Genomic DNA, 12,426 nt, shown 5'->3' with positions numbered 1-12,426 from the left:
GGCAATAGTGCAAAAGGTGCTGAAACGGTAAAGTTATTATGTGACGAAGATCGATAATCCATGGGCAGTCACCTTCTGGTCGTTGTTGTTATCACGCCTTGAATTTACAGTGTCCCAAAGATTTATTCTGACTTTAGCGGAGCAGTAGAAGAATGACAAAGTATGCTTTGGTAGGTGATGTGGGCGGCACCAACGCGCGCCTTGCCCTGTGTGATGTGAATAGCGGTGAAATTTCCCAGGCGAAAACCTATTCAGGGCTGGATTTCCCAAGCCTGGAAGCGGTGGTTCGCGTCTATCTGGAAGAGCATCACGTTAACGTGGAAGACGGCTGTATCGCCATTGCCTGCCCGATCACCGGCGACTGGGTGGCGATGACCAACCACACGTGGGCATTCTCCATTGCCGAAATGCAGAAAAACCTCGGTTTCTCTCACCTTGAAATTATTAACGACTTCACCGCGGTCTCCATGGCTATTCCGATGCTTAAGCCCGAGCATCTGATCCAGTTCGGCGGCACCACACCGGTGGAAGGCAAGCCGATTGCCGTTTATGGCGCTGGCACGGGCCTCGGGGTAGCGCACCTGGTCCACGTCGACAAGCGCTGGGTGAGCCTGCCGGGCGAGGGCGGTCACGTGGATTTTGCGCCGAACAGCGAAGAAGAAGGGATCATTCTTGAGGAGCTGCGCGCGGAGATTGGCCACGTGTCGGCCGAGCGCGTGCTGTCCGGACCGGGGCTGGTGAACCTGTATCGCGCAATTGTGAAATCAGACGGCCGTCTGCCGGAAAATCTGCGGCCGAAAGATGTGACCGAGCGCGCGCTGGCCGACAGCTGTATCGACTGCCGTCGTGCGCTGTCGCTGTTCTGCGTAATCATGGGACGCTTCGGCGGCAACCTGGCGCTGAATCTCGGCACCTTTGGCGGCGTCTATATTGCGGGCGGGATTGTGCCGCGCTTCCTCGACTTCTTTACCGCCTCCGGTTTCCGCGGCGGCTTCGAAGACAAAGGACGCTTTAAAAGCTACGTGCAGGACATCCCCGTTTACCTGATTGTCCACGATAATCCAGGCCTGCTTGGCGCCGGTGCGCATCTGCGCCAGGTGCTCGGTCAGATCCTCTGACAACCGTCTCCCTCTCCTGCGGGAGAGGGAACATTCTACAGGTGCATGAGCTGGCGGAACGCTTTTACCCTGCTGCGGCTTACCGGCACCTGAAAATCCAGATCCTTAAGCCGCAAAATGTAGGTGTTATTAAACCAGGGTTCGATTTCGCGGATCTTGTTCAGGTTCACGCAGAACGAACGGTGGCAGCGGAAGAAGTGGGCGGCCGGCAGTTTGTTGCAGAATTCGGTAATGTTCATTGCCATCACGTAGGATTCACGCCGCGTATAAACAAACGTCATTTTTTCATGCGCTTCGGCATAGTAAATATCGTCGATCGGCGTGACGATAATCCGCTCGTCCTTCACCAGATTAATGGTGTCGTTTTCCCGCGCTGCCGGGCTGTTGCCTGCGGGCTGCGTCTGCTGCTGCCATGCCGCCTCCAGCTTATGCAGCATGCTGATAATCCGCGACTCCTGGTACGGCTTGAGAATGTAGTCAAACGCCTCCAGCTCGAAGGCCTCCACCGCATGCTCTTTCCAGGCAGTGACAAACACGATAAACGGCTTGTGGGCGAACTGGTTGATATTTTGCGCCAGCAGGACGCCGTCCAGCGAGGGAATATTGATATCGAGAAAAATGGCGTCGACCCGGTTATGCTGCAAAAATTTCAGCACGTCCAGACCGTCGTCAAAGCAGCCGACAATCTCCATCTGGCTGTGGGTTTTAATCAGCCAGCTCAGCTCCTGTTGAGCCAGAAATTCATCTTCTACGATGATTACTTTCATGCGTTACTCCGGCTTACGGCAACAAGGATATGGGGGCATGAACGGGGGTTCGTTCATTTGGAACATAAAATGCGATTTCGGTGCCCGGCTCAAGGCGATGAATGTGCAGCCCGTCGCCGAACAGTAGCTTGACCCGGTGATGCACGTTCAGCAGCCCAATTTTATTGCCCGGCATTTCGTTAGATTCAACGCGCTCAATCACTTTTGGATCAATGCCGTGTCCGGTATCGCGGACGGCAATACGCACGCGGTTGCCGCTTTCCGTCACGCTAATCGTTACCACGCCCTTGCCTTTACACGGCTGAATGCCGTGAACAATGGCGTTTTCCACCAGCGGCTGGATCAGCAGGCTTGGGATCACGCAGTTGACCTCTTCATCAATATCGTAAATGACGGTGAGCTTATCGCCAAAGCGCGCCTGCTCAATGGCGATGTAATCCTTGATTTGGTATAGCTCTTTTTTAATGTCGATCTGCTCGTCGTCTTTCAGCTCAATGTTGTAGCGCAGATAGCGTGACAGATTGAAAATCAGCTGGCGTGCGGTGTCCGGATTAAGACGGATGGAGGAGGAGATAGCATTCAGGGCGTTGAACAGGAAATGGGGATTGATTTTACTTTGCAGCGCACGCAGCTCTGCCTTATTTGCCATCTCCCGCAGCTGCTCGGCGCGGGAAACCTCAAGCTGGGTAGAGATGATCTGCGACAGGCCAATCGCCATCTCCTGAAGCGAGGAGGTAATTTGGTGCGCATGGCAGTAGTAAATTTTCAGCGTCCCCGTCACCACGCCCTTTTCCCACAGGGGGATTACCAGCATCGAGTGGATCTCTGGCGTTCGGTGGGCTTCATCATTGTTTTTAATGATGATTTTACCGTAGTTAATCGCCTGTCTGGTGGTGGGGCTGATGGTGTCGTCATTGTCGCGATAGTTATGTTCACCCACGCCCACGTAAGCCAGCACGTGATTGATATTGGTGATGGCAACCGCATCGGCGTGAATATCCCGACGGATGATTTCGCACACCTGGCGCAAGGATTCGGCGTTAACGTGACGGAAAAGCGGCAGCGTTTTGTTGGCAATATCCAGCGCCAGCTTGGCCTGACGTGCGGCGCTGGCCTCCTTTTCCCCTTCCACGCTCTGCACCAGCAGCACGATAAAACCGATACAGACGCTGCCGAGGATCATCGGAATGCCGATCTTCGAGACGATATCCAACCCCAGCGCAACGGTTGGTGCCCAGGCGACAACCAGAATCATGGTCAGCGTTTCGCAGATCATCCCGGCGATAATCCCCGCCCGCCAGTGCTGTTTTTTCGGGAATCTGCGGTTAATCCAGCCGGAGAGCACCCCGGCGATAATGCTGGTGATAAAACAGGGGATTGCCGTTACGCCGCCAATATCAATCAGGTAACGATGGGTACCGGCGATAATGCCCGTAATAATCCCGACCCAGGGGCCAAAGAGGATCCCGCCTGACATTACGGCGATGATGCGCACGTTGACCAGCGAGCCTTCTACCGGCACGCCGGACCAGGTACTGAACAGGGCAAGCAGCGAAAAGATGAACGTGACGGCCAGGAGCTCTTTTGGTGAGTGGGCAGATTTATGCAAAAGCTCGCGGAACAGGCGAATGCGTATAAGGAAAAACAGACAGATCAGCATTAACGCCGCGCGGTCAAACACCGCCAGAAGCATATTGAAGATTTCGTGCACGGTCAGGCCTGGGGAAACGGGAAAAAGCTATGATAAAAAACCTCGCGTCCGATCGCCAGTTATCCGTCAGATTTATCAAATGAGGAAAAACCATAATTCTCAAAGGGGATTGTTCGCTTTTGACTGAAAGACGCTGCGTTTCCGTTTGTCGGAAAATGCCAGGTAAAGATACTGATAACAACCTGTTAAATCATAGCGGTAAAAACTGGCCGCTCGCGATAATGGTTCCGCTTTTCACTGCGATGTGATTCCCGTTTTAGTGCAAAATGTTTTTTTGTCGATTGCCCCTCGACAGCATCTTTTTCTTCAGGTTATTTTCTAGGCATGCCACGCTGGTGGCAGCGTCGCTCGGACGGTCCGGGCGCTAACGTGACTCTGAGGAACCTATGGCTGAATTCAGTCCTGAACGCCGTTTTACGCGTATCGATCGTCTCCCCCCTTATGTTTTTAACATCACTGCTGAACTGAAAATGGCTGCGCGTCGGCGCGGCGAAGACATTATTGATTTCAGCATGGGTAATCCTGACGGCCCTACGCCTCCCCACATTGTGGAAAAACTCTGCACGGTTGCCCAGCGGCCTGATACGCACGGCTATTCGACGTCGCGGGGTATTCCCCGGTTGCGCCGGGCGATCTCACGCTGGTATCAGGATCGCTATCAGGTCGATATCGATCCCGAAAGTGAAGCGATCGTGACCATCGGCTCGAAAGAGGGGCTGGCGCACCTGATGCTGGCGACCCTCGATCATGGCGATACCGTACTGGTGCCAAACCCGAGCTACCCGATTCATATTTACGGTGCGGTGATTGCCGGCGCGCAGGTTCGTTCGGTACCGCTGGTGGAAGGCGTCGACTTCTTTAACGAGCTGGAACGTGCCATTCGCGAAAGCTACCCGAAGCCGAAGATGATGATCCTCGGCTTCCCGTCAAACCCAACGGCACAGTGTGTCGAACTGGAATTCTTTGAGAAAGTGGTGGCCCTGGCGAAGCGTTACGACGTGCTGGTGGTACACGATCTGGCCTACGCCGATATCGTCTATGACGGCTGGAAAGCCCCGTCAATTATGCAGGTGCCCGGCGCCCGTGACGTGGCGGTTGAGTTCTTTACGCTGTCGAAAAGTTACAACATGGCGGGCTGGCGTATTGGTTTTATGGTCGGGAACAAGACGCTGGTGAGCGCCCTGGCGCGGATTAAAAGTTACCACGACTATGGCACCTTTACGCCGCTGCAGGTCGCGGCCATCGCTGCGCTGGAGGGCGATCAGCAGTGCGTGCACGACATCGCCGCCCAGTACAAGCGCCGCCGTGACGTGCTGGTCAAAGGGCTTCATGAGGCCGGCTGGATGGTGGAAATGCCAAAAGCGTCGATGTACGTCTGGGCGAAAATACCCGAGCCGTATGCGGCGATGGGCTCGCTGGAATTTGCTAAAAAATTGCTTCAGGATGCAAAGGTGTGCGTCTCGCCGGGCATCGGCTTTGGTGACTACGGCGATACGCACGTTCGGTTTGCGCTTATCGAAAACAGCGACCGTATTCGTCAGGCCGTGCGGGGAATAAAAAGCATGTTCCGTGCCGACGGCCTGCTTGCGACGAAGAGCGTGGCGGAACAACCCGAATCGTAACCGACAAAAAAAAACAGGCGCCGCTGGCGCCTGTTTTTTTGACTGCATTTTCTTAACTAGATCATCAGAGCAAACGTCCCGGCCCAAACTAAAACAATAACCGAAATGCCCATAAAGAAATATTTCACGTTTCATCGCTCCGCGTATCTACCGGTACGCATTAAAAAAACAGAGTCCAACTGAGTATAGAGAGTTGAAATCGCGCGCAGGGGTAAATAAGAATTATCCCGTTACGCCGCTAACTTCAGCTCAGAATTCTGTGCTTTCCTGTCGCCAGACGGCGCTAATGTACGCCTAAATTTCAGGGGTGACAAGAGTCATTTTTTTAAATAATTTCCTATACTTACAGGTGTCGTGGAACGGCGACAGTTTGATTTCATCACGCAATAAAAGTGTATTGAGCGACGGCTCGAATAAGCCGTCACGCAATGTGATTACAGGTGATTGAAAAGGTTAGTTTCTTAGGGAAACTAACCTTCAGAAAGGCTTAGACGTAGAGGGAGGCTTCGCCCAGAGGGCGGGTTTTAAAGCGGCGGTGCATCCACAGATACTGCTCAGGCGCGCGCATAATCTCGAACTCAATCACCTTGTTGATAAAGGAGGCAGCTTCGCCTTCGTTTTCAGGATAGTCGGCCATTTCAGGAGAGATGTGCAGGCGGTAGCCTGATTTATCCGCTTTCCTGACCATGGTCACCGTTAACATCGCGGCGCCTGAAAGACGTGAAATCACAAAGGTACCGTTCGTCGTGGCGACATTTTTCACCGCAAAGAAGGGGGCAAAGCTGCTGCCTTTAGGACCGTAGTCCTGGTCCGGTGCAAACCAGACCGCTTCGCCTTTCTTCAGGGCACCGACCATGCCGCGCAGGTTGTTTCGGCTGATCATGGCTTTATTCGAACGCATGCGACCGCGCGTTTGTACCCACTCCATCAGCGCGCTGTTATGCGGACGATAGGTAGCCATCATCGGCTGGCAAAGGCCCATAACGCGGCCACCCAGCTCAAGGGACATAAAATGCACGCCGACAACCATCACGCCGCGGTTTTGCAGCTGGGCGCGCTTCAGGTTATCCAGACCTTCAACGTCAAACCATTTACGCACGCGCTCGTCTGACCAGAACCAGGCCATGCCGGTTTCGAGCAGCGCCATACCGATAGATTTAAAGTTTTCAGCAATCAGCTTTTCACGCTGCTGCGCGTTGTAATGCGGAAAGCAGAGTTCGAGATTTTTACGGGCAATGGATTCGCGACGCTTCAGGAAATGGCGCGATGCGCTACCCAGCTTCGAGCCCAGGAAACGAATCACGGGGTAGGGAAGTTGCACCAGCAGCCAAAGCACGCCAAGACCGAACCATGTAAACCAGTAGCGCGGGTGCAGAAACGCCCGCTGAAATTTGGATTGAGACAAAATAGTGGAACCTTTGTAAAGCCTGTGAAGGTAGCGCAGACTTCGCGATACCACGTGCCATTAAGACCGTAGGACGAGGTCATGGTTGCAGGCTTTACCGTTCTTTACGACGTTGCCTGGCCATTGCTGACTTGGGTGGGCGGCATAATGTAGCACCGTTATACGATATGAGCTATCGCTCCTTTTTGTTTAAAAAAGCGACAATTGCGGAGTGGGTTGATTTTGCTATTGTTAAATCTGCATTCCCGCGTGTCTCCTGAAGGAGCTGACCATGGAAACCTACCTGCAAACGGTAAAACAAGAGTGGGTAAAGCTGATTAATGAAACCGATCCCGAAGTGCACCGGCTTGCGGCCGAGCTTGCCGGGGATAATGCCACGGCGCTGATCGATGAATTCTATCGTATTGTTCTGGCCGATCCCTCCGTCGCTGAATTTCTGACTACCGAGCAGGTGGAAAGGCAGCTTCAGGAGGCGCTGCGTCGCTGGCTTACCGACGTACTTTCCTGCGAGGCCGGCCAGGTTGAAGAACAGATCCGGGCCCAGCAGCGCGCCGCGGACGTTCATGCCCGTATCGGCATTTCGGTTGATTTGGTCGAAATGGGGTTTCGCGTCCTGAAAAAGCTGCTGTTGCCCATCATCACCACCAGCCCTCATTCGTCTGAAATAAAGCTCCATATTTATCATTACGCGATAAACAGCATCGACCTGGCTATGGAAGTGATGTCACGGGCGTACGTGTTTAGCGAAAACAATGCGGCGAAAGAGGACGAAAACTACCGAATCTTTTCCTTAATGGAGAATGCCGAAGAGGAGAAGGAGAGGCAGACCGCGGCGCTGCTGACATGGGAAATGGTGCTTCTGTATAAAATCACGCTTAATTCCAGCATCGGCAACAGCCTGCCGCTGGGCCAGTCTGAGTTTGGGCTGTGGTTTAGCCATAAGGGACGCCACTATTTCAGCGGGATCGCTGAGGCCGGTCATATTTCGCGTCTGATTCAGGAGTTTGACGAAACCTTCGAGCGCATCCGTCAATCCGAGCAGGGCCTGAACGATAACGTGCACCGGGATAAATTTCTGCATCAAATGCGAAACTCGCTCTCCCAAATCATTACGCTGCTGCGGGAGCTGTTTGACGAGGTCTCACGTCACGAGGTCGGCGTGGATGTCCTGACCCGGCTGCTGAACCGCCGTTTCCTGCCAACCATATTCAAACGCGAAATTCTGCACGCCAGCCGGGCCGGAACCAGGCTTTCTACGCTGCTTATTGACGTTGATAAATTTAAGCAAATTAACGATACCTGGGGGCACAACACGGGAGATGAGATCCTGCGTAAGGTCGCCGGCGCGTTTTATGACAACGTGCGGACCTGCGATTACGTTTTTCGCTACGGCGGAGATGAGTTTCTGATTGTGCTAACGGAAATCTCAGAGGCAGACACGCTGCGAATTGCCGAGCGGATTCGCAAACGGGTGGAAAAAATCAAGGTTAACTCTCCGGCCGGCGATATTATCCCGCTCTCTCTTTCGATAGGGGCGGCGATGTTTAACGGGCATCCTGACTACGAGCGGTTGATTCAGGCAGCGGATGAAGCGCTGTACGGCGCGAAACGTCGTGGCCGCAATTGCGTGGAGCTGTGGAAGGAGGCATAAGGGAAATCGGAAGTGTCCCCTGCAGGAATCGAACCTGCAACTAGCCCTTAGGAGGGGCTCGTTATATCCATTTAACTAAGGGGACGAAGCGGCAAGAGTATAGCGTTATTTACACTTTTCGTTAAGCGCCTTGCCGCCTGACTGGTCAAAGAGTCACCGTTTAGCCCGATTTTTTAGCAGATTGCGCCTTTTTTTCCTGTGCTTTTAGCTCTGCCTTACGCTTGTTGGACATATCGTTACGGATTTGCGCATGGCTCAGCAGCGCGAAGATAAAGGTTCCGCCACAAATGTTGCCCGCAAGGGTGGGGATCGCAAACGGCCAGAAGAAATCGCTCCAGTGCAGGGTGCCGTTAAAGACCAGATAAAGGATCTCAACGGTTCCGACCACAATGTGTGTGGTATCGGCGAGGGCGATTAGCCAGGTCATCAGGATAATCACCACAATCTTCGCGCTGCCCGCTGACGGGAACATCCAGACCATGGTGGCGATGATCCAGCCGGAAATGATGGCATTAGAGAACATTTCCACCGGCGTGTTTTTCATCACGTCCATACCGATCTTCACGAAGGCGTCGCGGGTAGGTTCATCAAATATTGGCATATATTCGAAGGCCCAGGCGGCTACGCCTGTACCGATGAGGTTACCCAGCAGCACGACGCTCCACAGGCGCATCAGCAGGCCAAAATTCCCGAGGGTAGGATTTTGCATTACCGGCAATACGGCGGTGACGGTGTTCTCGGTGAAAAGCTGCTGCCGTGCCATAATGACGATAATAAAGCCGAACGTGTAGCCTAAGTTTTCCAGCAGAAACCCGCCCGGTACGCCTTCCAGCTGCACGTGAAATATCCCTTTGGCAAGCAGCGATGCGCCCATCGACAGGCCGGCGGCTATGGCCGACCACAGCAGGGCCATCGCGTCGCGCTCCATCTCTTTTTCGCCGTCCTGGCGAATATGCTCATGAATGGCCATGGCGCGCGACGGCAGGCGGTCCTCATCGACCTCTATCTCTTCTCCCCGGTCTTTCTCCTCGCTCTCAATCTCAGGTTCTTCATTATTCTCGCCAATTTTTTCTTCGTTAATGTCTTTCATAACTGCTCCTTCGGGGTTATCGCTCATTTAAGCGTAGCGGCTTTTAGCGCGCTGCCCGTGGGGAAGCTCTTAAATTGCTGAAAATGGCAATAAAGGTGAGACATCCCTTTCAAAGCCAATATAAAATTGCCGGCGAAACGAATTCTGAAAGCCAGGCTATGCTGAAATTAGCGTGATGACGAGAGCGGGTCGTCATTGTCCTCGTAGACATCGGTAAGCGTGCTGTTACAATCACTTGCACGTTTCGGCGGAGCGTAAGATGCTCCGTCTCGGATGGCATTCAACGATAGCCATACTGAACAGGGAGAAATTTATGAAACTTCGGCTGTCGGCGCTTGCGCTGGGCGTCACAATGCTTGTGGGCTGCGCCAGCTCTGGCGAGCAAACGGGACGCTCCGATCCTCTCGAAGGATTTAACCGTTCAATGTACAGCTTTAACTACAATGTGCTGGATCCGTACCTGGTTCGACCGGTTGCCGTGGCGTGGCGTGACTACGTTCCGCAGCCAGCGCGTAACGGCCTGAGCAACTTCACCAGCAACCTGGAAGAGCCTGCGGTGATGGTGAACTACTTCCTCCAGGGCGACCCGTATCAGGGAATGGTGCATTTCACCCGATTCTTCCTGAACTCCCTGCTGGGGATGGGCGGCTTAATTGATGTCGCCGGCATGGCGAACCCGAAACTGCAGCGCGAGCAGCCGCACCGTTTCGGCAGTACGCTGGGGCATTATGGCGTGGGTTATGGTCCGTATGTGCATCTGCCATTCTACGGCAGCTTCACCGTGCGTGATGATGGCGGCGATATGGTGGATACGCTGTATCCGGTGCTGTCATGGCTCACCTGGCCGCTGTCGATTGGTAAATGGACAGTGGAAGGCATTGAAACACGTGCGCAGCTGCTGGACTCTGATGGTCTGCTGCGTCAGTCGTCAGATCCGTACATTATGGTGCGTGAGGCCTACTTCCAGAACCACGACTTTATTGCCAACGGCGGCAAGCTGAAGCCGGAAGATAATCCGAACGCGAAAGCCATCGAGAATGAATTAAAAGATATCGATTCGGAATAAATAAAAAAGGTGAGCGATGCTCACCTTTTTTGATGCCTGCGCGATTAGAACGCGTAGTTGAAGTTGGTACCGAACAGCCACGCTTTACCTTCAGAGGTAAACTCGTAAGGGCCTTCCTGGAACGTCACTTTCTGACCGTGCATATAAGAGACGCCAGCGTCGATGGAGGCATTCTCGTTAAACGCATAGGTTGCACCCGCACTCAGCCAGAAGCGGTCCTGATCAGGAATGGAGATGGAGCGTTTATCCGCCGGAACCGGGCTGTCATCAAACGCGATACCGGTACGGAACGTCCAGTTGTCATCCATATAGTAGGTTGTACCCAGCGCCAGACGGTATGCGTCGTGGAAGCTTTCGTCCTTATAGAACAGCGTCTGACCGTTGGTGCCGGTGGCTTTCAGCTCCTGGAACTGACTCCAGCTGGTGTAAGCCAGGCTATAGTGGATCGCCCACTGTGGCGCGACGCGGTTATAGCCGGAGACTTCCCACATTTCTGGCAGATGCAGCGACAGTGAACCCGGTACGGTCTGGTTAGACGTACCCCATGGAATGGTGGTGCCCGCACCCGGAACCAGGCCGTTAACAGGGCTCAGGATGCCGCTTTTGTAATCGCCATCGAAATCAATTTTCACTTCTGAGCGATAGGTCAGACCCCAGCGGTTGTTCTTGTCCAGCTCGTACAGGATCCCGGCGTTCCAGCCGTAACCCCATTCATCGCCTTTCAGGCTGGCAATTTTATTGCTGTTTTTCGGCAGCGCGGCGGTTTGCTCGCCGGTGTAACGCTCAATTTTTGCATCAGCATAAACGGCATTGAAGCCCAGACCGAAGCTCCAGCTTTCGTTCAGACGATAAGCGCCGCTCAGGTTGAGGTTCAGGGTGGTCAGGTCGGTTTTACCGCCGTATTCCCCGGCCGGATAGTCGTTATTGAATTCCGTCGCCAGGCCATAGTTAGAGGTAACGGAAGCCCCCCAACCAAACTGCTCGTTAATAGGAGCAACAAAGTGCAGGTTAGGCACCCACGCCGTCGGCGCAATGTTATCCGCCTTCAGGTCTGCACCGGTGAAGCGAGATTTGCCGGAAATGTTGACATCAGGATCGATGTAAACCGCACCAGCAGAGAAGGTAGGGCGATCGAACATCATGATCAGCGCCGGGTTACGGCTTGCGTTGCCTGCGTCATCGGCAATCGCACCTTCCCCGGAATACGCACGGCCAAGGCCAGAGGAAGAAAATTCGTTTAACTGGAAGCCCGCTGACCAGGCGGACGTTGAGACGATTGCCACTGCAACTGCTAAAGCAGTTTGTTTGAACAGGGTTTTCTGGCTCATGACCATAACCTCATTGAGTTATTTTTATTCAATAATTGTTACATACCGTAACAGGAGCGCGAAGTGTAGGGTCTGAGGTATGACTTACAAATCAGACCAGTGGCGAGAGTATAGGTCTGACCAGCTGGGATGTTGCAAGTTTGTTTATTAATATTTTCAGATATGTTTCTTGAAACGAGATCTGGTTGGCAAAATTGTGACCAGTGCGAATCATCTGAAAAGGTGAATTTTGTTTTAGATCATTTTTTAGTGTGATATTGCTCACTTATCCGATTTTGCGCCATTAACGGCTGGAGGGGGCACGCGAGGGGGCGTAAAATAGTCGCATCGTGTTTATCTCGCGCGCTGCGCGAATACAGAGGAAATTGAGCTATGAGTAAATGCAGTGCTGATGAAACCCCGGTTTGCTGCTGTATGGATGTTGGCACCATCATGGACAACACCGATTGCACCGCCTCTTACAGCCGTGTATTCACTAACCGCGCTGAAGCAGAAGAGACGCTGGCTGCGCTGAGCAAGCGCGCGCGCGACGTGGAGTCCGATCCGTGCGAAATCAAATCCACCTTCACGGAAGTGGACGGCGGCGTGAAGCTGGATATCGACTTTGTCTTCGCCTGTGAAGCAGAAACACTGATTTTCCAGTTAGGGCTGCGTTAATCTCCGCGGCC

General features: G+C 53.4%; 11 protein-coding genes and 1 tRNA gene. 5 read left to right on the top strand and 7 right to left on the bottom strand.

Annotation, left to right across the window (positions count from 1 at the left end):
* Positions 1–152 precede the first annotated feature (152 nt).
* A complete protein-coding gene (glk, locus tag IM304_RS10590; protein ID WP_148419980.1) occupies positions 153–1,118 on the top strand; it encodes a glucokinase in 966 nt (321 codons plus the stop codon).
* 35 nt (positions 1,119–1,153) lie between these two features.
* On the opposite strand, the gene IM304_RS10585 is transcribed toward glk, so the two are convergent.
* Entirely contained in the window at positions 1,154–1,885 is a 732-nt protein-coding gene (locus tag IM304_RS10585; protein ID WP_193354525.1) for a LytTR family DNA-binding domain-containing protein, read from the bottom strand.
* 13 nt (positions 1,886–1,898) lie between these two features.
* On the bottom strand, positions 1,899–3,596 hold the full coding sequence (locus IM304_RS10580) for a sensor histidine kinase (RefSeq protein WP_193354526.1): 1,698 nt from the start codon (positions 3,594–3,596) through the stop codon (positions 1,899–1,901).
* 386 nt (positions 3,597–3,982) lie between these two features.
* Between IM304_RS10580 and alaC the strand changes: the two genes are divergently transcribed.
* Positions 3,983–5,218 carry an alanine transaminase gene (gene alaC, locus IM304_RS10575; RefSeq protein ID WP_148419977.1) on the top strand — a complete coding sequence of 412 codons (1,236 nt, stop codon included), beginning with the start codon at positions 3,983–3,985 and terminating at the stop codon, positions 5,216–5,218.
* A 56-nt stretch (positions 5,219–5,274) separates the two neighbouring features.
* Here alaC and ypdK read toward each other — a convergent pair whose 3' ends face one another.
* Together ypdK and lpxP are read right to left on the bottom strand one after the other, a co-directional pair.
* On the bottom strand, positions 5,275–5,346 hold the full coding sequence (gene ypdK / locus IM304_RS22420; protein ID WP_099458937.1) for a membrane protein YpdK: 72 nt from the start codon (positions 5,344–5,346) through the stop codon (positions 5,275–5,277).
* 359 nt (positions 5,347–5,705) lie between these two features.
* Positions 5,706–6,626, bottom strand: coding sequence for a kdo(2)-lipid IV(A) palmitoleoyltransferase (lpxP, locus tag IM304_RS10565; RefSeq protein ID WP_176611187.1), 921 nt, complete (start codon positions 6,624–6,626; stop codon positions 5,706–5,708).
* A gap of 268 nt (positions 6,627–6,894) precedes the next feature.
* Between lpxP and IM304_RS10560 the strand changes: the two genes are divergently transcribed.
* On the top strand, positions 6,895–8,274 hold the full coding sequence (locus tag IM304_RS10560) for a diguanylate cyclase (RefSeq protein ID WP_193354527.1): 1,380 nt from the start codon (positions 6,895–6,897) through the stop codon (positions 8,272–8,274).
* Positions 8,275–8,287: 13 nt separating this feature from the next.
* Here the strand turns inward: IM304_RS10560 and IM304_RS10555 are convergent.
* A tRNA-Arg gene (locus IM304_RS10555) sits at positions 8,288–8,359 on the bottom strand.
* A gap of 75 nt (positions 8,360–8,434) precedes the next feature.
* Positions 8,435–9,364: a formate/nitrite transporter family protein gene (locus IM304_RS10550; RefSeq protein WP_148419972.1), complete on the bottom strand. Its 930-nt coding sequence runs from the start codon at positions 9,362–9,364 to the stop codon at positions 8,435–8,437.
* 313 nt (positions 9,365–9,677) lie between these two features.
* Here IM304_RS10550 and mlaA point away from each other — a divergent pair, with 313 nt between their 5' ends.
* Positions 9,678–10,430, top strand: a complete 753-nt coding sequence (gene mlaA, locus IM304_RS10545) for a phospholipid-binding lipoprotein MlaA (protein WP_003861365.1) — start codon at positions 9,678–9,680, stop codon at positions 10,428–10,430.
* A gap of 44 nt (positions 10,431–10,474) precedes the next feature.
* On the opposite strand, the gene fadL is transcribed toward mlaA, so the two are convergent.
* A complete protein-coding gene (fadL, locus tag IM304_RS10540; RefSeq protein WP_148419971.1) occupies positions 10,475–11,758 on the bottom strand; it encodes a long-chain fatty acid transporter FadL in 1,284 nt (427 codons plus the stop codon).
* Positions 11,759–12,130: 372 nt separating this feature from the next.
* On the opposite strand from fadL, the gene IM304_RS10535 reads away from it, so the two are divergent.
* Complete coding sequence (locus IM304_RS10535; RefSeq protein WP_028013973.1) at positions 12,131–12,415, top strand: YfcZ/YiiS family protein; 285 nt, start codon at positions 12,131–12,133, stop codon at positions 12,413–12,415.
* The last annotated feature ends 11 nt before the right edge of the window (positions 12,416–12,426 follow it).

Origin of the sequence: Enterobacter cloacae complex sp. P40C2 (genome assembly GCF_014930695.1) — a bacterium.
Classification (GTDB): Bacteria; Pseudomonadota; Gammaproteobacteria; order Enterobacterales; family Enterobacteriaceae; genus Enterobacter; species Enterobacter pasteurii.
The sequence above is the reverse complement of the archived record's forward strand: the minus strand, read 5'-3'. Positions and strand labels throughout refer to the sequence as shown.

What these genes read in the sequence shown, in the direction of transcription:
- alaC (WP_148419977.1), top strand. Translation starts at nt 3,983, where the DNA reads ATGGCTGAATTCAGTCCTGAACGCCGTTTTACGCGTATCGATCGTCTC.
- IM304_RS10550 (WP_148419972.1), bottom strand. Translation starts at nt 9,364, where the DNA reads ATGAAAGACATTAACGAAGAAAAAATTGGCGAGAATAATGAAGAACCT.
- IM304_RS10535 (WP_028013973.1), top strand. Translation starts at nt 12,131, where the DNA reads ATGAGTAAATGCAGTGCTGATGAAACCCCGGTTTGCTGCTGTATGGAT.
- fadL (WP_148419971.1), bottom strand. Translation starts at nt 11,758, where the DNA reads ATGAGCCAGAAAACCCTGTTCAAACAAACTGCTTTAGCAGTTGCAGTG.
- glk (WP_148419980.1), top strand. Translation starts at nt 153, where the DNA reads ATGACAAAGTATGCTTTGGTAGGTGATGTGGGCGGCACCAACGCGCGC.
- mlaA (WP_003861365.1), top strand. Translation starts at nt 9,678, where the DNA reads ATGAAACTTCGGCTGTCGGCGCTTGCGCTGGGCGTCACAATGCTTGTG.
- IM304_RS10585 (WP_193354525.1), bottom strand. Translation starts at nt 1,885, where the DNA reads ATGAAAGTAATCATCGTAGAAGATGAATTTCTGGCTCAACAGGAGCTG.
- IM304_RS10560 (WP_193354527.1), top strand. Translation starts at nt 6,895, where the DNA reads ATGGAAACCTACCTGCAAACGGTAAAACAAGAGTGGGTAAAGCTGATT.